We start from the raw sequence: 18,482 nt of genomic DNA, 5'->3' as shown, positions 1-18,482 counted from the left end.
CCTCTTCTGCCTTCTGGGGAAGAACGGGGGCTCCTTCAGAGCGAGAGGCGCCAAAAACTGCGCTTGCAATTTTTCCGCTTCGGGTGTCAGAGTCCGCCCCATGGTATCGAAGCGACTCTCACGGCTCGAAGGTCACCGCCGCAAATTCATGGCGGTGATCGACGGGACACCCGAATGCCAGCGCGCCGTTCATTACGCCGGCCGGCGCGCGAAGAACTCCAATGGCGGCCTGGTGCTGCTCTATGTGATTCCCAACGGCGATTTCCAGCAGTGGCTCGGCGTCGAGGAGATCATGCGGGCCGAGGCGCGCGAGGAGGCCGAGGCAACGGTTGCCAAGATCGCCCAGATCGTGCGCGAGACGATCGGCATCGAGCCTGAGGTCGTCATCCGCGAAGGCAGTGCGGCCGAGCAGATCAACGCCGTGATCGAGGAAGACCGCGACGTGGCTATCCTCGTTCTCGCCGCCGGCTCGGCAAAGGAAGGCCCGGGACCGCTGGTTTCGTCGGTCGCCGGACGCGCGGCGGCGTTTCCAATTCCCGTCACCGTACTGCCGGACACGCTGACCAATGAGGAAATCGACGCCCTCTGCTGAACCTATTTCTTGAGTACAAGTCTCTTGATTAGGCCAGGCAATGGGCTTATCTTCTTTTGAAGAATTCTAAAGACGGCCGAGGTCTCGAGCCTGTCACATGGAGAGCCAGATGTTCATTCAGACCGAAGCCACGCCGAACCCCGCCACACAGAAGTTCCTGCCGGGCAAGGTCGTCATGGAAAATGGCACCGCCGAATTCCGCAGCGCCGAAGAGGCTGAAGCCTCGCCGCTCGCCGCTCGGCTGTTCGATATTCCTGGTGTGACCGGCGTCTATTTCGGCTATGATTTCATTTCCGTTTCCAAGGACAACGCCGAATGGCAGCATCTTAAGCCGGCTATCCTCGGCTCGATCATGGAGCATTTCATGTCCGGCAAGCCGGTCATGGGGGATGCCTCCATCCTTTCCGAGGACGTCGATGCCGGCGACGAGTTCTTTGATGAAGGCGACGAATCGATCGTGCTGACCATCAAGGAGCTTCTGGAGACTCGCGTGCGCCCGGCCGTCGCCCAGGACGGCGGTGACATCACCTTCCGCGGCTTCAAGGACGGAAAGGTCTATCTGAACATGAAAGGCTCCTGCTCCGGCTGCCCCTCTTCGACGGCGACGCTGAAGCACGGCGTTCAGAACCTGCTGCGCCATTTCGTTCCCGAAGTGCAGGAAGTCATTGCCGCTTGAAAGCTGGAATTCGCCCGGTCGTTCATGTCAGGTTCGGCCGGACGGGTTTATGATTAGGCAACAACGGTTTATTCGGAAATTGATGGCATGATCGTTCTGGCGCTCGACACGGCAGGTGTGGATTGCGCTGCCGCCGTTTATGACAGCGGCAGGAATACGATGCTGGGGGAGGCATCGGACATGATCGGCAAGGGGCACGCTGAACATCTGATCGGTATCGTCGATCACGCGGTGGATCAGGCGGGAGTGACACTTTCTCAGATCGAACGCCTCGCCGTCACCATCGGTCCAGGCTCCTTTACCGGTATCCGCGTCGGCGTTGCCGCAGCCCGCGGTTTTGCGCTTTCCCTCAACGTGCCCGTCGTCGGCGTCACCACGCTGGAGGTGATGGCCGCCGCCCAGCGTGAGAAGACGCCCGGCCGCGCCGTGCTGGCGGCGATGGACGCCAAGCGGGACGAAATCTATCTCCAGTCCTTCGCAGCCGATGGTTCCCCGCTCGATGCGCCGCGGGCGGCAAGCGTCGCTGAGGCCCAGGCTTTCGCCGCCGGGTTCGATGGTGAAATCACCGGTTCGGCAACGCCGCTCCTGAAGGCCGGCGCCGGTGGCGATCACACCAATGTCTTTCCGATTTCGATTGTCGCGCGTCTAGCGGCTGCCGCCCCCGCCGATGCCGGAAAGCCAAAGCCCCTTTATCTGCGCGGACCGGATGCAAAGCCGCAGGCCGGATATGCGATTGCGCGACGAGTGTGACCATGCTGGAAGCCTACCTGACGCTGAAGCCGGAATTCGAGATCATCGCCATGGAGCGCGAGGATTGCCGCGACGTCGCCGTCCTGCATGGCGAGCGTTTCGCCCGGCCCTGGGGCGATGGCGAATTCCACAGCCTGCTGTCGCAGGAGACTGTCTTCGGCTTCGTCGCGCGCCAGACCAATGCGATCCTGAAAAAGCCGCTTCCCGGCTTCATCCTTGCCCGCCAGGTCGCCGGCGAGGCCGAGATCCTGACAATCGCCGTGCAGGCGAAGGTCGCCCGCGCCGGACTCGGCTGGCGGCTGATGCAGGCGGCGATGCGGGAAGCGCGGGCACGCGGCGGCGAGAGCATGTTTCTCGAGGTCGATGACGGCAACACGGCAGCGCTCGGCCTCTACCACAAGCTCGGCTTCGAAAAGGTCGGAGAACGTAAGGGTTACTACAGACAGGAAAACGGCGCCGTCTCCACCGCGCTTGTCATGAAGCGCGTTCTTCGCTAGTTCCCTGACAGAGAGACGACAGGATGGCCGGCGCAGACGCGCCGGAGCCCTGTCGCCAAAAGAATATTGAAGGCGGGCCATGCCTGATGTAGCCAAGACCCTTGAGGAGCTTTGCGTCGAACGCGGCATGCGTATGACCGAGCAGCGCCGTGTGATCGCGCGTATCCTGGAAGATTCGGCGGATCATCCCGACGTCGAGGAGCTCTACCGCCGCTCGGTGAAGGTCGATGCGAAAATCTCGATCTCGACCGTCTATCGCACCGTCAAACTGTTTGAGGATGCCGGCATCATTGCCCGCCACGATTTCCGCGATGGGCGTTCGCGCTACGAAACTGTCCCGGAAGAGCATCACGACCATCTGATCGACCTGAAGACCGGCACGGTCATCGAATTCCGTTCGCCGGAGATCGAGGCGCTGCAGGAGCGCATCGCCCGCGAGCACGGCTTCCAGCTGGTCGACCACCGCCTCGAGCTCTACGGCATTCCGCTGAAGAAGGACGATCACTGAAGCAATGACGGCCCGGGAGCATCACATTTGATCGCCTGGCTGCGCATCGCGTTGGCTGCGATCGTCATTCTGTCCGTCAGCATCGTGCTCATGCCGCTGCAGGTGCTGGCGCTGCGTTTCGACTGGCGGCTGCGCCGCCGGCTGCCACGTGTCTGGCACGGGATCGTGTGCTATTGCCTCGGCATCCGCGTGCGCGTGACCGGCAGGCTGGAAGGCCGCCGGCCGCTGATGCTCTGTTCCAACCATTCGTCCTGGATGGATATCATGGTGATGTCGGCGGTCGCCGACGTCGCCTTCATCGCCAAGATCGAGGTGGCCGACTGGCCGATCTTCGGCACGCTCGCCAAGCTGCAGAAAAGCGTCTTCGTCGTGCGCGAGGAAAGGCGCAAAACCGGTCATCAGGCCAACGAGATCGCCGGGCGCATGGCCGACGGCGAGATCGTCGTGCTCTTCCCCGAGGGCACGACCTCGGACGGCAACCGGCTGCTGGAGGTGAAATCCTCGCTGTTCGGCGCCGCGGCGATGGCCGTGCCCGCTTCGCCGACGGGAACCGTCGTGGTGCAGCCCGTGGCTATCGCCTATACAAGGGTGCACGGCATTGCCATGGGACGCTATCATCGGCCGCTCGCCGCCTGGCCGGGTGATATCGAACTGCTGCCGCACCTGATCGACATCGTGCGATGCGGCGCGATCGACGCGGAGGTTTCCTTCGGCGAAGCGGTGGAATACCGCGCCGACACCAACCGCAAGGAGGTCAGCGCGACCATCGCCTCGCGCATCCGCAACCTCCTGAACAGCCGCCTGCGCGGGCGAGACATCGGCTGAAACAAGATTTCGATTTTCTCGGGCGGCAAAAACCACTAAATAGCGCGCCATGACACAGGACAGCGCCCTCCTTAAGGCCCCGGAGCAGACACTCCGCGATGGCTCCAACAGCCGCAAGGTCTTCATCAAGACCTATGGCTGCCAGATGAACGTCTATGATTCCACACGCATGAGCGATGCGCTTGCCCGCGACGGCTATGAGCCGACGGAAGATATGGAAGAGGCGGATCTCGTCCTCCTCAACACCTGCCATATCAGAGAGAAGGCGGCCGAGAAGGTCTATTCGGCGCTCGGGCGGCTGCGCGAGATGAAGAAGAAAAAGGCCGCGGACGGCCGGGAGATGATGATCGGCGTTGCCGGCTGCGTCGCCCAGGCCGAAGGCGAAGAGATCCTGCGCCGGGCGCCGGCCGTCGACGTCGTCATCGGGCCGCAGACCTATCATCGCCTGCCCGAGGCGCTGCGGCGGGCCAAGGAAGGCCAGCGGGTCGTCGATACGGAATATGCGATCGAGGACAAGTTCGAGCATCTGCCGGTCGCCGAGAGCCGGAAGATCCGTGCCCGCGGCGTCACTGCCTTCCTGACGGTGCAGGAGGGCTGCGACAAGTTCTGCACCTTCTGTGTCGTGCCCTATACGCGCGGCTCGGAAGTATCGCGACCAGTCTCGCAGATCGTCGAGGAGGCCGAAAAGCTCGTCGAGGGCGGCGTGCGCGAAATCACGCTGCTCGGCCAGAACGTCAACGCCTGGCACGGCGCCGGCCCGCGTGGCGAGGCATGGAGCCTCGGCGACCTGCTCTACCGGCTTGCCGAGATCCCCGGCCTGGCGCGGCTGCGTTATACCACAAGCCATCCGCGCGACATGGACGACCGGCTGATCGCGGCGCATCGCGACCTCCGGGCGCTGATGCCCTATCTGCACCTGCCGGTGCAATCGGGCTCCGACCGGATCCTGAAGGCGATGAACCGGCGTCATACGGCGGCCGAATATCTCAGTCTGATCGAGCGCATCCGCGCCGTGCGCCCGGACATCGCGCTATCGGGCGATTTCATCACCGGTTTTCCGGGGGAGACAGACAAGGATTTTGAGGATACACTCAGACTTGTGGAGGAGGTGCGCTATGCGCAGGCCTTCTCGTTCAAATACTCGACTCGGCCGGGCACACCCGGCGCGGAACTGAAGGACCAGGTGCCGGAAGAGATCAAGGCAGAACGGCTGGAACGCCTGCAAGCGCTTCTTTTGAAGCAGCAGCAGGAATTTGCCGAGTCCTGCATCGGCAAGGAGATTGATCTGCTGCTCGAAAAGCCCGGCCGCATGCCGGGCCAGCTGATCGGACGTTCTCCCTGGCTTCAATCCGTGAATGTTGATGCAAAAGCATCGCAAATCGGTGACATTATCAAAGTGCGAATCACCGGAACCGGAACGAACAGCCTGTTTGCCGAACGCGCAGAGGCTGCGGTCTAACCCAAGGAGCCCGACCGCTTGAACGGACAAGAATTGGTTTCTTCTTCACCGCGCCACCCCCGCACGCCGAGCGACACCAATCACTTCGTCCTGACGTTCGAGAACAATCGGTTCGCCAGCGAACTCTTCGGCCAGTTCGACCAGAACCTCAAGCTGCTCGAGGAGCGGCTGAACATCGATGCGCGGGCGCGCGGCAATTCCGTCGTCATTTCGGGCGATGTCGTGACCACCAATCAGGCGCGGCGCACGCTCGATTATCTCTATGAAAAGCTCCAGAAAGGTGGCAGCGTGGAACGATCCGACGTCGAGGGCGCAATCCGCATGGCGGTCGCCGCCGACGATCAGCTCAGTCTTCCCACCATGGAGCGCAAGGCCAAGCTGACGATGGCGCAGATTTCGACGCGCAAGAAGACGATCATCGCCCGCACGCCGACTCAGGACGCCTATATCCGCGCGCTGGAGCGCGCCGAGCTCGTCTTCGGCGTCGGCCCGGCCGGCACCGGCAAGACTTATCTCGCCGTCGCCCATGCCGCCCAGATGCTGGAGCGCGGCGCGGTCGAAAAGATCATCCTGTCGCGCCCAGCCGTCGAGGCCGGCGAACGCCTCGGCTTCCTGCCCGGCGACATGAAGGAAAAGGTCGACCCCTATCTTCGGCCGCTCTATGACGCGCTCTACGACATGATCCCAGCCGACAAGGTCGATCGGGCGATCGCCGCCGGCGTCATCGAAATTGCCCCACTCGCCTTCATGCGCGGCCGCACGCTCGCGAACGCCGCCATCATCCTCGACGAAGCGCAGAATACGACGTCGATGCAGATGAAGATGTTCCTGACGCGTCTCGGCGAAAATGCCCGCATGATCGTCACCGGCGACCCGAGCCAGATCGACCTGCCGCGGGGCGTCAAATCCGGCCTCGTCGAGGCCCTGGAGCTGCTGAACGGCGTCGAGGGCATCTCGATCGTGCGCTTCAAGGACACCGACGTCGTGCGCCATCCGCTGGTCGGCCGCATCGTCAGAGCCTATGACGCCACCTATCATGTCGAAGCCGAAGACGTCGGCCGGCAGGACTGATGGCCGAGCTCGATATCCAGATCAGCATCGAGGACATCGGCTGGCCCGGCGAGGAAACGCTGCTGGTTTTTTGCGAGCGCGTGCTCGGGGCGGCCGCGATCTATCTTCGCGACAATGAGAAGCAGCCCTTCCCGAAGATGCCGCCGGAGGTTTCGCTGGTCTTTACCGACGATGCCTCGATCCAGGACATCAATGCCGAATGGCGCGGCAAGGACAAGCCGACCAATGTCCTCTCCTTCCCGGCCTTTCCGGTTCAGCGCGGAAAGGTGCCCGGGCCGATGCTCGGCGACATCATCATCGCCCGGGAGACGGTGGAGCGGGAAGCCCAGGAACTCGAAAAGAGCTTCGACGACCACCTGACCCATCTTCTGGTGCACGGTTTCTTGCATCTTCTCGGCTACGACCATATGAATAATGCCGAAGCCGAAACTATGGAGGGGCTGGAGACTCGCATTTTGGCGCAGCTCGGCCTATCTGATCCCTACGAGGGTCAAGACCTTAAAATGGAACCATGAGCGACTTTACGACGAAGCCGGCGGCAGACGCCAAGGACTCCGAATCATCCTCTTCTTCGGATGAGGTTGGCAGTAGTAGTCGGCCATCCGGCCGATCCCAATCCTTCTGGTCGCGCGCCGCTCGCATTCTCCGCCCGCAGCAGGGCTCGCGACTGCGCGAGGATCTTGCCGATGCGCTGATGACCGATGCGGCCGGCGACGATGCTTTTTCGCCCGACGAACGGGCGATGCTGCACAATATCCTGCGCTTTCGAGAGGTGCGCGTCGCCGACGTGATGGTGCCGCGCGCCGATATCGAGGCGGTGGACCAAAATATCACCATCGGCGAGCTGATGATCCTGTTCGAGGAATCCGGCCGCTCGCGCATGCCTGTTTATGCCGATACGCTCGACGACCCGCGCGGCATGGTGCATATCCGCGACCTGCTCTCCTATGTCGCCAAGCAGGCGCGCAACAAGCGCCGCGGCCCGGCAAAGCCGGCCGCTGCAACGCCGGCGATCGAAGTCGCGCCGGAGAACATCCAGAAGCCGCCGCGCTCAACCAAGCCCAATTTCGATCTTGCCCGGGTCGACCTGCAGAAGACGCTGGCCGAGGCCGGCATCATCCGCAAGATCCTGTTCGTGCCGCCGTCGATGCTGGCCTCCGACCTGCTGCGCCGGATGCAGGTGAACCGTACGCAGATGGCGCTCGTCATCGACGAATATGGCGGCACCGATGGTCTCGCCTCGCATGAGGACATCGTCGAAATGGTGGTCGGCGACATCGACGACGAACATGACGACGAAGAAGTGATGTTCAAGCGCGTCGCCGAAGACGTCTTCGTCGCCGACGCCCGTGTCGAACTGGAAGAGATCGCCGAAGCGATCGGACCGGATTTCGACATCAGCGAACAGGTCGACGAGGTCGACACGCTGGGCGGGCTGATCTTCTCCGCGCTCGGCCGCATCCCCGTCCGCGGCGAAGTCGTCCAGGCCCTGCCGAACTTCGAATTCCATATCCTCGACGCCGATCCGCGCCGCATCAAGCGGCTGCGCATCACCCGCAAGCGCCACGCGATCCGGCGCCGCGCCAAGGAGGCTGGCGACATCGCGCCCGGACCCGAGACCGGCGACGACCGGCCGGCCGAATCGACCACGAACTAGGCATCAGTACGAAAATCGGAATCGCCTTTCGGGTCGACGCGGAAACAGGACAAAGAGCCGCTTTTTTGAAAGACTGCGAATGGGTTGATTCGCGGTTTGATGGGAGTGCGCATGGAGCGGCTTGCGGACAGGGTTATCCTCGTCTGGGGGTTAAAACGGTCGTTGCTGGCCGTCGCCGCTGGAGGATTCGCCGCACTGGCGCTGCCGCCTTTCGGCTTTTTCGCGGCGATGTTCCTCTCCTTCACGCTGCTCGTCTGGCTGATCGACGGGGCGGCGGCCTCTCCTGAAAGCGGCCTGATCGGCAGGCTATCGCCGGCCTTTGCCGTCGGCTGGCTGTTCGGCTTCGGCTATTTCGTCGCCGGCCTCTGGTGGATCGGTCATGCCTTGCTGGTCGATTCGGAGGAATTTGCCTGGGCACTGCCCCTGGCAGTCCTGGGACTGCCGGCCTGCCTTGCGGTCTTCTACGGGCTGGCGACCGCACTTGCCCGGATCGTCTGGTCCGACGGCATGGGTCGGATCGCCGCGCTGGCGGCCGGCTTCGGCCTGATGGAATGGCTTCGGAGCATCATTCTTACCGGCTTTCCCTGGAATGCCATCGGCTACGGCCTGATGCCCGTTCCGCTGATGATGCAGTCGGCGCATGTGATTGGCGTGATGGGGGTGACGACGCTTGCCGTCTTCGTCTTCTCCGCTCCGGCGCTGATCGGAACGCGCCAGGGCGCGAAGTCTGGAATTGCGCTCGCCGCCCTGCTGTTTGCCGCCCATCTCGGTTACGGCGCCTATGCCCTCCATCTGGCGCCGCGGCCGCAGTCCTTGCCCGAATACAAGCGGCCGGTGGTGCGGCTGGTGCAGCCGGCCATCGACCAGGCGGCGAAGATGGACAACGACGCCGACCGCAATGCGATCTTCGAAACCCATCTGAAGCTTTCCGCCGAAACGCCCAGGAATGGCGGCCGCAAACCCCACATTATCGTCTGGCCGGAAACCTCGATCCCCTTCATCCTCACCGACAACCAGGATGCGCTGACGCGCATCGCCGATACGCTCGACGACGACCAGATCCTGATCGCCGGGGCGGTGCGCGCCGAGGAGATGGGACCGGGCACCCCGGTGCGCTACTATAATTCCATCTATGTGATCGACGGCCGCGGCCAGATCATCGCCGCCTCAGACAAGGTGCATCTCGTGCCTTTCGGCGAATATCTGCCCTTCGAGGACATCCTCACCGAACTCGGCATCCAGAACGTCGTCGAGATCCCCGGCGGCTTTTCGGCCGCCGCAAGTCGGCACCTGCTGGCGTTGCCCGGCGGCCTCAATCTCTACCCGCTGATCTGCTACGAGATCATCTTTCCGGGCGAAATGACCGGCGACATCGTGGATGCCAACGCGCTCCTCAACCTCACCAACGATGCCTGGTTCGGCATCACGCCCGGGCCCTACCAGCATTTCCAGCAGGCGCGTGTTCGAGCAATCGAGACAGGCCTGCCGCTGATTCGCGACGCCAACAACGGCATTTCGGCACTCGTGAACGCGCACGGGGAAATCATCGCAGGCCTCGATCTTGGTGAGCTCGGCTTCATTGATGCAACTGTTGATGGGTTCGGCAATGGGTTCGGCACCACATACCCCCGTGAAACATACTTCTGGTTGACCGAAGCATTGCTGATGTCGATTGCGGTAATTTCTCGCAAAGGTTTTATTTGAGGGTTGAATTGACCAAAAACCCCTAAAATTGCATAGTGATGACAATCGGCGTTGTTTACGTTTGCTTGAAGGTGGTTTCACCGCTGCTTGCAACGTGGCGTTTTGGGATGGATCAGGGGCATGCCGGTTGGAAACAGAAATTCGTAGCTAGGGCACGACCATGATAGAAAACAAAAAGAAGCCGAATCCGATCGACATCCATGTTGGCAGCCGCATTCGCCTCCGCCGAACGATGCTGGGCATGAGCCAGGAAAAGCTTGGCGAAAGCCTCGGCATCACCTTTCAGCAGATCCAGAAATATGAGAAGGGCACCAACCGTGTCGGCGCAAGCCGTCTCCAGAACATCTCCAGCATCCTCAATGTTCCGGTCTCCTTCTTCTTCGAGGACGCGCCCGGCGAACATGCCGGCGCCGCCGGCGGCATGGCCGAAGCCTCCAGCTCGAATTATGTCGTCGACTTCCTCTCCTCCTCCGAAGGCCTGCAGCTCAACCGCGCCTTTGTGAAGATTTCCGATCCCAAGGTCCGCCGCAAGGTCGTGGAACTGGTCAAGGCGCTCGCTGCCGAAGCCGACGCCGACTGATCCAGCTCCTCATTGTAAAATAGGAAAGGCGGTCGAAAGGCCGCCTTTTTTGCGTTTTTAGGGCAAAATTTGTCATTTCGCCATAGATATAAAGATATATTTATGTCCTTGTGCGCTTGTCATCGGCGCCCGAACTGAGTACCTACTAGCTGGCTTTTATTCTTTGAGGGGAATCCCGGAATGCGCGCGAATTATCTCTTTACTAGCGAATCTGTTGCCGAAGGTCATCCGGACAAAGTGTGTGACCGCATCTCCGACGAGATTGTCGATCTGGTCTACCGCGAAGCGGCCAAAACAGGCGTCAATCCGTGGGGCGTGCGCATTGCCTGCGAAACGCTGGCAACGACCAACCGCGTCGTCATTGCCGGTGAGGTCCGCCTGCCGCCGAGCCTGATGAAGAAGGACAAGGACGGCAAGGACGTCATCAATCCCTCGAAGTTCAAGGCCGCCGCCCGCCGCGCAATCAAGGATATCGGTTACGAACAGGACGGCTTCCACTGGAAGAAGGCAAAGATCGACGTGCTCCTGCACTCGCAGTCGGCCGATATTGCCCAAGGCGTCGACAGCGCCGCCGACCAGCAGGGCGACGAGGGCGCCGGCGACCAGGGCATCATGTTCGGTTACGCCTGCCGCGAGACGCCGGACCTGATGCCGGCACCGATCTACTATTCCCATAAGATCCTGCAGCTGCTGGCGGCCGCCCGAAAGAAGGGCGACGGCGAAGTCGCCAAGCTAGGCCCGGATGCCAAGAGCCAGGTGACGGTGCGTTACGTCGACGGCAAGCCGTCGGAAGCGACCTCGATCGTGCTTTCCACCCAGCATCTCGACGACAGCTGGGATTCCAATAAGGTCCGCGCCGTCGTCGAGCCCTATATCCGCGAAGCACTTGGCGAGCTGAAGATCGCCGACGATTGCAAGTGGTACATCAACCCGACCGGCAAGTTCGTCATCGGCGGCCCGGACGGTGATGCGGGCCTGACCGGCCGCAAGATCATCGTCGACACCTATGGCGGTGCCGCCCCGCATGGCGGCGGCGCGTTCTCCGGCAAGGACACGACCAAGGTCGACCGTTCGGCCGCCTATGCCGCCCGCTACCTCGCCAAGAACGTCGTGGCCGCCGGCCTCGCAGACCGCTGCACAATCCAGCTCTCCTACGCGATCGGCGTCGCCCAGCCGCTGTCGATCTATGTCGACCTGCACGGCACCGGCAAGGGCGTCTCCGAGGACCAGGTCGAAGCGGCGATCCGTGGGAACATGGATCTGTCGCCGTCGGGCATCCGCCGTCACCTCGATCTCAACAAGCCGATCTACGCCAAGACTTCCGCCTACGGCCATTTTGGCCGCAAGGCCGGCCGCGACGGCTCGTTCTCCTGGGAGCGCACCGACCTCGTCAAGGCGCTGAAGGACGCCGTCAAGACCAAGGTTGCTGCATGACGGATATGGAGCGCCGGGGACGGGCGACCGAAGCCTTTTTCGGTCGCCGAAAGGGAAAGGCCCTGCGCGAACAGCAGGCGGAAACGCTGAACAGTCTGCTCCCGGCATTCCTCATCGATCTCTCAGCGGCTCCCCCGGAGCCGCTGACATCCCTCTTCCCGGTTCCGGTCACGACATTGCGGCTGGAAATCGGTTTCGGCGGCGGCGAACACCTGATCCATCGGGCGCTCGAAAGACCTTCGACCGGCTTCATCGGCGTCGAGCCCTTCGTCAATTCCATGCAGAAGCTGCTCGCGCGCGCCGGCCAGACCGGGGCGCGCAATATCCGCGTCTACAACGACGACGCGACGCAGCTGCTCGACTGGCTGCCGGATGCATCGCTCGACCAGATCGATCTGCTCTATCCCGACCCCTGGCCGAAGCGGAAACACTGGAAACGCCGTTTCGTCTCGAAAACCAATCTCGACCGCTTTCATCGTGTGCTGAAACCCGGCGGCCTGTTCTGCTTCGCCTCCGATATCGACACCTATGTGAACTGGACGCTGCTCAAATGCCGCGACCATAGCGGCTTCGACTGGATCGCCGACAATGCGGCCGACTGGCTGACGCCCTACGAGGGCTGGCCGAGCACGCGCTACGAGGCGAAGGCGCGGCGCGAGGGCCGGTCTTCGGCCTATCTGACGTTCCGGAAGATTTGAGAGTCGGCGACGGCTAAATGGTGACGGGCGTCCCGCGCGGCCCCCTCATCCGACCCTTCGGGCCACCTTCTCCCCGCTGGGGAGAAGAGGGAATGCCGCTTCGCCATGGGTCCCATTGGATCGAGTGCCTTTAAGCAGGCAGTTCGTTTGAGCAGTGCCGGCGCGCCTTGCTTTCTCTTCTCCCCAGCGGGGAGAAGGTGGCCCGCAGGGTCGGATGAGGGGGCCACAGGCACAGCACCAACGACGATGAAGCAGCGTCCCGACAATTAGGCACTATCTGACAATCAGTGCAGGCTGACCGTCTTCAGTTCGTCTTCGGCAGCCTTGAAGAAGGTGCTGGAGCGGTTATCCGTCAAGAGGATCGGCGTGCCGTCGGCGCCGAAGAGTGCCCAGAGATCGACGTTCGGATCGATATCCGGCGCCTCGGGGAAACACTTGGCGACCTCTTCGGTGCGCATTTTTCTGATATAGGCGACCTCGCCGTTGCCGATGTGGGCAAGTTCGGATTTGGTCAAGTGAGACGTGGCTTCTTTCATCAACATTCCTGTTCCTCCGGAAGAAGGGACCAACGGTTTGGAAACCGTTGTGCTACTGTGAAACCGAAATGTTAATTTTCTTGACCATGCGGGCGGGTTCCGGACGAATTAGATCGACGGAGAGCAGGCCGTTCTTCAGGCCGGCGCCGAGCACCTGCATGCCGTCGGCCAGCACGAAGGTGCGCTGGAACTGGCGGGCGGCGATGCCGCGATAAAGATAATCCCGCTCGCCCTGCTCCACCTGGCGGCCGCGGATGACGAGCTGATTCTCCTCGGTGGAGACATCGAGCTCCTCCTCGCTGAAGCCGGCCACGGCAAGGGTGATGCGCAGACGTTCCGGCGCGCCGCTGTCGGCGGCGATGCGCTCGATATTATAGGGCGGATATCCGTCGCTTGCCTTGGAAATGCGCTCCAGCGTCTTTTCCATGGCGTCGAAGCCCAGAAGCAGCGGGCTGGCGAAAGGGGTAATGCGGCTCATCTCTTTTCAAGTCCTTGATGCAAGCGACCATCCCGGACCTCAGATGCAGCATCCGGATGCCGCTAATATGGGGGCATGATCACGGCGCTGCAAGGCGCGCGCGATCCTCCCGGATTTAAACATCGGTCAATTTTCGAATGGCGGCGCCTGCCTCCTTGCTTGACAAAGGACCGGCTGCCTCGCATCAAAACATGCCCGCGCGGAATGTGCCGATTTGCGACGGGAAATGAAGAGATGGTGTCTGCCGGGACAATCGGCATGGCGAAAACGGGACGAGTGGAATGGCAAGCGCGAGAAAAATCATCATCGACACGGATCCGGGCCAGGACGACGCGGCCGCCATCATGCTGGCTTTCGGCAGCCCCGATGAGCTCGAGGTGCTCGGCATTACGACGGTCGCCGGCAACGTGCCGCTGTCATTCACCAGCCGCAACGCGCGCATAGTCTGCGAGCTCTGCGGCCGCACGGATGTGAAGGTTTTTGCCGGCGCCGAGGGACCGATCGCCCGCAAACTGGTGACAGCAGAACATGTGCACGGCAAGACCGGCCTCGACGGCCCTGTTCTCAACGAGCCGACCATGGCGCTGCAACCTGGCCATTCCGTCGATTTCATCATCGAGACGCTGCGCCGCGAGCCGGAGGGCACCGTGACGCTCTGCACGCTCGGGCCGCTCACCAATATCGGCATGGCCTTCCAGAAGGCGCCCGACATCGTTGCCCGCATTCGCGAGCTGGTCATGATGGGCGGCGGCTTCTTCGAGGGCGGCAATATTACGCCGGCCGCCGAGTTCAACATTTATGTCGATCCGGAAGCGGCCGACATCGTCTTCCGCTCGGGTGTGCCGATCGTGATGATGCCGCTTGACGTGACGCACCAGTTGCTGACCCGCAAGGACCGGGTGAAACGCATGGCCGAGATCCGCACGGCGCCGGCAAAGGCGATAGTCGAGATGCTGGAATTCTTTGAACGCTTCGATATCGAGAAATACGGCTCCGACGGCGGGCCGCTGCACGACCCGACCGTGATCGCTTATCTCTTGAAGCCGGCACTTTTCCAGGGCCGGGACTGCAATGTCGAGATCGAGGTCCGGTCGGAACTCACCGTCGGCATGACCGTGGTCGACTGGTGGCATGTGACCGATCGCAAGCGCAATGCGAAAGTGATGCGCCACGTCGATGCGGACGGCTTCTTCGATCTTTTGATCGAACGCTTCGCCCGCATCTGAGTTTTTCTTTCCTTCTCCGATACGGAGAGGGAAAACGACGTCAGGCGTCCTTCTCGTCGAAGACGGAATTGATTTCGGCCTCGACCGGCTTCGGGCCGCCCTTGGCGACACCGACCATGGCCGGGCGCAGCACGCGCTCGCCGATGGTGAAGCCTGCCTGCACGACCTGGACGACCGTGTTGTTCGGCACTTCGGAGTTCGGCACCTCGAACATCGCCTGATGGAAATTCGGATCGAATTTCTGGCCGACCGGCTCGAGTTTGCGAACGCCGTGTCGCTCCAGCGCCGACAGCATCGAGCGCTCGGTCATCTCCACACCCTCGATCAGCGTGGTGAGGCCGGCATCGGCCGTGGCCTTGGCCTCCGGAGAGATGGCGTCCAGCGCCCGGCGCAGATTGTCCGAGACGGCGAGCATGTCGCGGGCGAAACCGGCGACGGAATAGGATTTTGCATCCTTCACCTCGCGCTCGGTGCGACGGCGCAGATTATCCATCTCGGCGGCAAGGCGCAGATAGCGGTCGCGCAGCTCGGCATTCTCGGCCTTCAGAAGCTCGAGCGGATCCGGCTGCTTTGCCTCCTCCTGCACGGAATTATCAATCTCGACGTTGGCGGCGGCGTCTGCTGCGGCATCGGCCGCAGTTGCGTCAGGTCCGTTTTTCGTCGTTTCATCGGTCATGACGGTCTCCGGTTGGTGTCTTCAGATGCGCCCGATATCGAGGTTTGACCGAAAAAAATCAAGTCTGCGTGACGAAGAAGAGAAGATTCCGCATTATCGACGGCGACAACCTCAAAGCGGATTGCGCGAGAGGCGGGAGACGAGCTGCGCAGTGTAATCCACCATCGGCACGATGCGGGAATAATTGAGCCGCGTCGGACCGATGACGCCGACGGCGCCGACGATCCGGTCATCATCGTCGCGATAGGGCGCGACGATGAGCGATGAGCCGGAGAGCGAGAAGAGCTTGTTTTCCGAACCGATGAAGATGCGCACGCCCGAACCGGTTTCAGCCAGATTGAGGATCTCGATCAGGCTGTCCTTCTTTTCGAGATCGTCAAACAGCATGCGCAACCGGTCGAGATCCTCGGCGCCGGCGAGGCCTTCGAGCAGGTTGGCGCGGCCGCGAATGATCAGCTGGGCGGGCTTCCCCTCGTCCGGGCTGCCGGCCCAGACGGCGATGCCGCGCTCGACGAGATCGCGCGACAGCGCATCGAGCTCGTGGCGGACATCATCCTTTAGACGGCTCAATTGTTTGCGCAGTTCCGGCAGGGTCTGGCCGGACATGTGCGCGTTGAGGAAATTCGCCGCCTCCGTCAGCTGTGAGGAGGTGACGCCGGCCGGCAGTTCGATGATACGGTTTTCCACCTGGTCGTGATCGCCGACGAGCACGGCGAGCGCCTTTGTCGGCTCCAGCCGGATGAACTCGACATGCTTCAGCACCGGATCGCTTTTCGAGGTGATGACGAGGCCGGCGCCGCGCGAAATGCCCGACAGCATGCGGCTGGCCTCGTTCATCATCGATTCCACCGGGTTGCCGCCGCTTTCGGCCCGCACCTGGCGGTCGATATTGGCGCGGTCCTCGGCGGAGAGATCGCCGATCTGCATGAAGGCATCGACGAAGAAGCGCAGGCCGATCTGGGTCGGCAGCCGGCCGGCGCTGACATGCGGGGAGTAAATGAGGCCGAGTTCTTCGAGATCGCTCATGACGTTGCGCACCGAGGCCGGCGAGAGCGACATCGGCAAAAGGCGCGACAGATTGCGCGAGCCGAGCGGCTCGCCGCTTTCGAGATAACCTTCGACGATGCGGCGGAAAATTTCCCTGGAGCGCTCGTCCAGTGCAGCAACGGCATCCGAAACCGACGTCGACCTGATGCCCATGAACCTTTTCGAACCCACGCTGATGATGCTTTCGAAAATATAGTCAAACTCGCACCCGTGGCAAAAGGGAATTTGCAAATAGGCGCCGCCAATCGTAGAAGCGGTCAACAACTCCAGGAGAATAAGAATGCGGCCTTCAGGCAGAAAAACCGACCAGATGCGCAAGGTCTCGTTCGAGCGCAATTTTTCCAAGCATGCGGAAGGCTCCTGCCTGGTGAAATTCGGCGATACGCACGTGCTTTGCACCGCAAGCCTCGAGGAAAAGACGCCGCCGTGGCTGCGCAATACCGGCAAGGGCTGGGTGACGGCCGAATACGGCATGCTGCCGCGGGCGACCGGCGAGCGCATGAAGCGCGAGGCCGCCGCCGGCAAGCAGGGTGGCCGCACGCAGGAAATCCAACGGCTGATCGGCCGGTCGCTGCGCGCCGTCGTCGACCTGCAGGCGCTCGGCGAAAAGCAGATCACGCTCGATTGCGACGTCATCCAGGCCGATGGCGGCACACGGACGGCCTCGATCACCGGCGGCTGGATCGCGCTTTACGACTGTCTGAAATGGATGGAAAGCCGCAACATGATCAAGGTCGACCGGGTGCTCAAGGATCACGTCGCCGCTATCTCCTGCGGCGTCTTCGCCAACCAGGCGGTGATCGATCTCGACTACCTCGAGGATTCCTCAGCCGAGACCGATGCGAACTTCGTCATGACCGGCGCCGGCGGCATCGTCGAAATCCAGGGCACGGCCGAAGGCACGCCGTTCAGCGAAGAGGAATTCAGCTCGCTGATGCGACTTGCCAAGAACGGCATCGGCGAACTCGTCGCCCTGCAGAAACAGGCCATCGCGGGATGAACGCCATGCTGGAAGGCATGCTGGAAACGGCGCTCTATGCGCGCGATCTCGATCAGGCCGAGACGTTCTACGAGGGCGTTCTCGGGCTTGAAAAGATCACCCGCGCCGGCAACCGGCATGTCTTCTTCCGCTGTGGCCCCGGCGTTCTCCTCATCTTCAACCCAGAGGAAACGATAAAGCCGCCGCCACCCGACGCACTGCAGGTGCCGCCACACGGCACGACCGGGCAAGGCCATGCCTGTTTCCAGGTGTCCGGTCGCAATATCGATGCGATGGCCGAACAGTTGAAGGCGGCGGGTGTCGCGATCGAATCCGAGGTGCACTGGCCAAACGGCGGCCGCTCAATCTATTTCCGCGACCCTGCCGGCAACAGTCTGGAATGCGCGGAGGCAAAAATCTGGGGCATCGAACAGGATATCTGAATGCGCAAGCTCGAAACCAAAACCATCGTCGTCGCCAGCCACAATGCCGGCAAGATCCGCGAGATACAGGAATTGATCGGGCCGCTCGGCTTCACCGCCAAATCCGCGGCCGAACTGAATTTCGTGGAACCTGACGAAACCGGCACGAGCTTCGAGGAGAATGCGACGATCAAGGCGGTCGCCTCGGCCAATGCCGCCGGCATGCCGGCGCTTTCGGATGATTCCGGCCTGGTGGTCGACGCGCTCGGCGGCGATCCCGGCGTCTACACCGCCAACTGGGCGGAGAAGGCGGACGGCACGCGCGATTTCGACATGGCGATGGCCAAGGTGGAAAAGGCGCTGCAGGAAGCCGGCGCCACGACGCCGGAACAGCGCGGGGCGCGTTTCGTCAGCGTGCTCTGCCTTGCCTGGCCGGACGGGCATACCGAGCTTTTCCGCGGCGAGGTGGAAGGCCATGTCGTCTGGCCGCCGCGCGGCACCCAGGGCTTCGGCTATGATCCGGTTTTCCAGCCCGAGGGTTATGCCGTCACCTTCGGAGAAATGAGCGGCGAGGAGAAACACGGCTGGAATGTCGGCAAGCCGCAGGCGCTGTCGCACCGGGCCCGTGCCTTCAAACTTTTCGTCGAAACCTGCCTGGAGGCATAAG

Annotated in this window: 22 protein-coding genes; 18 read left to right on the top strand and 4 right to left on the bottom strand. The window is 62.2% G+C overall.

Annotation, left to right across the window (positions count from 1 at the left end; genetic code table 11):
• The first annotated feature begins 100 nt into the window (after positions 1-100).
• The 14 genes from RHE_RS01930 (at position 101) to trmB (ending at position 12,451) form a co-directional block, all read left to right on the top strand.
• The gene (locus RHE_RS01930; RefSeq protein WP_011423764.1) at positions 101-592 is read left to right on the top strand and encodes a universal stress protein; all 492 of its coding nucleotides are present in this window, start codon (positions 101-103) and stop codon (positions 590-592) included.
• Positions 593-701: 109 nt separating this feature from the next.
• Positions 702-1,268: a NifU family protein gene (locus RHE_RS01925; RefSeq protein ID WP_011423763.1), complete on the top strand. Its 567-nt coding sequence runs from the start codon at positions 702-704 to the stop codon at positions 1,266-1,268.
• Between the two features lie 87 nt (positions 1,269-1,355).
• A complete protein-coding gene (gene tsaB / locus RHE_RS01920) occupies positions 1,356-2,018 on the top strand; it encodes a tRNA (adenosine(37)-N6)-threonylcarbamoyltransferase complex dimerization subunit type 1 TsaB (protein WP_011423762.1) in 663 nt (220 codons plus the stop codon).
• Positions 2,019-2,020: 2 nt separating this feature from the next.
• Positions 2,021-2,515, top strand: a complete 495-nt coding sequence (locus tag RHE_RS01915) for a GNAT family N-acetyltransferase (protein ID WP_011423761.1) — start codon at positions 2,021-2,023, stop codon at positions 2,513-2,515.
• A 79-nt stretch (positions 2,516-2,594) separates the two neighbouring features.
• A complete protein-coding gene (locus tag RHE_RS01910; protein ID WP_011423760.1) occupies positions 2,595-3,023 on the top strand; it encodes a Fur family transcriptional regulator in 429 nt (142 codons plus the stop codon).
• Between the two features lie 27 nt (positions 3,024-3,050).
• Entirely contained in the window at positions 3,051-3,848 is a 798-nt protein-coding gene (locus RHE_RS01905) for a lysophospholipid acyltransferase family protein (RefSeq protein ID WP_042117786.1), read from the top strand.
• Between the two features lie 49 nt (positions 3,849-3,897).
• Positions 3,898-5,307: a tRNA (N6-isopentenyl adenosine(37)-C2)-methylthiotransferase MiaB gene (gene miaB / locus RHE_RS01900; RefSeq protein WP_011423758.1), complete on the top strand. Its 1,410-nt coding sequence runs from the start codon at positions 3,898-3,900 to the stop codon at positions 5,305-5,307.
• Positions 5,308-5,325: 18 nt separating this feature from the next.
• Entirely contained in the window at positions 5,326-6,378 is a 1,053-nt protein-coding gene (locus tag RHE_RS01895; protein ID WP_011423757.1) for a PhoH family protein, read from the top strand.
• Positions 6,378-6,893 carry an rRNA maturation RNase YbeY gene (ybeY, locus tag RHE_RS01890; protein ID WP_011423756.1) on the top strand — a complete coding sequence of 172 codons (516 nt, stop codon included), beginning with the start codon at positions 6,378-6,380 and terminating at the stop codon, positions 6,891-6,893. Before RHE_RS01895 ends, ybeY begins: the two co-directional genes overlap by 1 nt.
• A complete protein-coding gene (locus RHE_RS01885) occupies positions 6,890-8,035 on the top strand; it encodes a hemolysin family protein (protein ID WP_011423755.1) in 1,146 nt (381 codons plus the stop codon). Before ybeY ends, RHE_RS01885 begins: the two co-directional genes overlap by 4 nt.
• Before the next feature lie 111 nt (positions 8,036-8,146).
• On the top strand, positions 8,147-9,739 hold the full coding sequence (lnt, locus tag RHE_RS01880; RefSeq protein ID WP_011423754.1) for an apolipoprotein N-acyltransferase: 1,593 nt from the start codon (positions 8,147-8,149) through the stop codon (positions 9,737-9,739).
• A 160-nt stretch (positions 9,740-9,899) separates the two neighbouring features.
• Positions 9,900-10,319, top strand: coding sequence for a helix-turn-helix domain-containing protein (locus RHE_RS01875; RefSeq protein ID WP_011423753.1), 420 nt, complete (start codon positions 9,900-9,902; stop codon positions 10,317-10,319).
• A 180-nt stretch (positions 10,320-10,499) separates the two neighbouring features.
• Positions 10,500-11,753 (top strand): methionine adenosyltransferase, encoded by a 1,254-nt coding sequence (gene metK, locus RHE_RS01870; RefSeq protein WP_011423752.1) that lies wholly within the window; start codon positions 10,500-10,502, stop codon positions 11,751-11,753.
• On the top strand, positions 11,750-12,451 hold the full coding sequence (gene trmB / locus RHE_RS01865; protein WP_020920220.1) for a tRNA (guanine(46)-N(7))-methyltransferase TrmB: 702 nt from the start codon (positions 11,750-11,752) through the stop codon (positions 12,449-12,451). The genes metK and trmB overlap by 4 nt, the downstream gene beginning before the upstream one ends.
• A gap of 284 nt (positions 12,452-12,735) precedes the next feature.
• Here trmB and RHE_RS01860 read toward each other — a convergent pair whose 3' ends face one another.
• Positions 12,736-12,993, bottom strand: a complete 258-nt coding sequence (locus tag RHE_RS01860) for a BQ00720 family protein (RefSeq protein WP_008524631.1) — start codon at positions 12,991-12,993, stop codon at positions 12,736-12,738.
• A 46-nt stretch (positions 12,994-13,039) separates the two neighbouring features.
• Positions 13,040-13,465 carry an Hsp20 family protein gene (locus RHE_RS01855; protein WP_010032703.1) on the bottom strand — a complete coding sequence of 142 codons (426 nt, stop codon included), beginning with the start codon at positions 13,463-13,465 and terminating at the stop codon, positions 13,040-13,042.
• Between the two features lie 281 nt (positions 13,466-13,746).
• Here RHE_RS01855 and RHE_RS01850 point away from each other — a divergent pair, with 281 nt between their 5' ends.
• Positions 13,747-14,691 (top strand): nucleoside hydrolase, encoded by a 945-nt coding sequence (locus RHE_RS01850; RefSeq protein ID WP_011423750.1) that lies wholly within the window; start codon positions 13,747-13,749, stop codon positions 14,689-14,691.
• A 40-nt stretch (positions 14,692-14,731) separates the two neighbouring features.
• Here the strand turns inward: RHE_RS01850 and grpE are convergent, their stop codons facing one another.
• Together grpE and hrcA are read right to left on the bottom strand one after the other, a co-directional pair.
• Complete coding sequence (gene grpE / locus RHE_RS01845; RefSeq protein ID WP_011423749.1) at positions 14,732-15,367, bottom strand: nucleotide exchange factor GrpE; 636 nt, start codon at positions 15,365-15,367, stop codon at positions 14,732-14,734.
• A gap of 111 nt (positions 15,368-15,478) precedes the next feature.
• Positions 15,479-16,567: a heat-inducible transcriptional repressor HrcA gene (gene hrcA, locus RHE_RS01840; RefSeq protein WP_020920218.1), complete on the bottom strand. Its 1,089-nt coding sequence runs from the start codon at positions 16,565-16,567 to the stop codon at positions 15,479-15,481.
• A gap of 127 nt (positions 16,568-16,694) precedes the next feature.
• On the opposite strand from hrcA, the gene rph reads away from it, so the two are divergent.
• Genes rph through rdgB form a run of 3 tightly spaced genes read left to right on the top strand, consistent with a single transcriptional unit; the run spans position 16,695 to position 18,481 of the window.
• Positions 16,695-17,414, top strand: a complete 720-nt coding sequence (rph, locus tag RHE_RS01835) for a ribonuclease PH (RefSeq protein ID WP_011423747.1) — start codon at positions 16,695-16,697, stop codon at positions 17,412-17,414.
• Entirely contained in the window at positions 17,411-17,836 is a 426-nt protein-coding gene (locus RHE_RS01830) for a VOC family protein (RefSeq protein ID WP_042117778.1), read from the top strand. The genes rph and RHE_RS01830 overlap by 4 nt, the downstream gene beginning before the upstream one ends.
• Positions 17,837-18,481 (top strand): RdgB/HAM1 family non-canonical purine NTP pyrophosphatase, encoded by a 645-nt coding sequence (gene rdgB / locus RHE_RS01825; protein WP_011423745.1) that lies wholly within the window; start codon positions 17,837-17,839, stop codon positions 18,479-18,481.
• Position 18,482 lies beyond the last annotated feature (1 nt).

The sequence above is a fragment of the Rhizobium etli CFN 42 genome (assembly GCF_000092045.1).
Classification (GTDB): Bacteria; Pseudomonadota; Alphaproteobacteria; order Rhizobiales; family Rhizobiaceae; genus Rhizobium; species Rhizobium etli.
Note: the sequence above shows the minus strand (reverse complement) of the source record. Positions and strands in the feature narration are given on the sequence as shown.

Excerpts from the sequence above, each read along its gene's own strand:
- RHE_RS01930 (WP_011423764.1), top strand. The coding sequence starts at position 101 with ATGGTATCGAAGCGACTCTCACGGCTCGAAGGTCACCGCCGCAAATTC.
- RHE_RS01925 (WP_011423763.1), top strand. The coding sequence starts at position 702 with ATGTTCATTCAGACCGAAGCCACGCCGAACCCCGCCACACAGAAGTTC.
- tsaB (WP_011423762.1), top strand. The coding sequence starts at position 1,356 with ATGATCGTTCTGGCGCTCGACACGGCAGGTGTGGATTGCGCTGCCGCC.
- RHE_RS01915 (WP_011423761.1), top strand. The coding sequence starts at position 2,021 with ATGCTGGAAGCCTACCTGACGCTGAAGCCGGAATTCGAGATCATCGCC.
- RHE_RS01910 (WP_011423760.1), top strand. The coding sequence starts at position 2,595 with ATGCCTGATGTAGCCAAGACCCTTGAGGAGCTTTGCGTCGAACGCGGC.
- miaB (WP_011423758.1), top strand. The coding sequence starts at position 3,898 with ATGACACAGGACAGCGCCCTCCTTAAGGCCCCGGAGCAGACACTCCGC.
- ybeY (WP_011423756.1), top strand. The coding sequence starts at position 6,378 with ATGGCCGAGCTCGATATCCAGATCAGCATCGAGGACATCGGCTGGCCC.
- RHE_RS01885 (WP_011423755.1), top strand. The coding sequence starts at position 6,890 with ATGAGCGACTTTACGACGAAGCCGGCGGCAGACGCCAAGGACTCCGAA.
- lnt (WP_011423754.1), top strand. The coding sequence starts at position 8,147 with ATGGAGCGGCTTGCGGACAGGGTTATCCTCGTCTGGGGGTTAAAACGG.
- RHE_RS01875 (WP_011423753.1), top strand. The coding sequence starts at position 9,900 with ATGATAGAAAACAAAAAGAAGCCGAATCCGATCGACATCCATGTTGGC.
- metK (WP_011423752.1), top strand. The coding sequence starts at position 10,500 with ATGCGCGCGAATTATCTCTTTACTAGCGAATCTGTTGCCGAAGGTCAT.
- trmB (WP_020920220.1), top strand. The coding sequence starts at position 11,750 with ATGACGGATATGGAGCGCCGGGGACGGGCGACCGAAGCCTTTTTCGGT.
- RHE_RS01860 (WP_008524631.1), bottom strand. The coding sequence starts at position 12,993 with ATGTTGATGAAAGAAGCCACGTCTCACTTGACCAAATCCGAACTTGCC.
- RHE_RS01855 (WP_010032703.1), bottom strand. The coding sequence starts at position 13,465 with ATGAGCCGCATTACCCCTTTCGCCAGCCCGCTGCTTCTGGGCTTCGAC.
- RHE_RS01850 (WP_011423750.1), top strand. The coding sequence starts at position 13,747 with ATGGCAAGCGCGAGAAAAATCATCATCGACACGGATCCGGGCCAGGAC.
- grpE (WP_011423749.1), bottom strand. The coding sequence starts at position 15,367 with ATGACCGATGAAACGACGAAAAACGGACCTGACGCAACTGCGGCCGAT.
- hrcA (WP_020920218.1), bottom strand. The coding sequence starts at position 16,567 with ATGGGCATCAGGTCGACGTCGGTTTCGGATGCCGTTGCTGCACTGGAC.
- rph (WP_011423747.1), top strand. The coding sequence starts at position 16,695 with ATGCGGCCTTCAGGCAGAAAAACCGACCAGATGCGCAAGGTCTCGTTC.
- RHE_RS01830 (WP_042117778.1), top strand. The coding sequence starts at position 17,411 with ATGAACGCCATGCTGGAAGGCATGCTGGAAACGGCGCTCTATGCGCGC.
- rdgB (WP_011423745.1), top strand. The coding sequence starts at position 17,837 with ATGCGCAAGCTCGAAACCAAAACCATCGTCGTCGCCAGCCACAATGCC.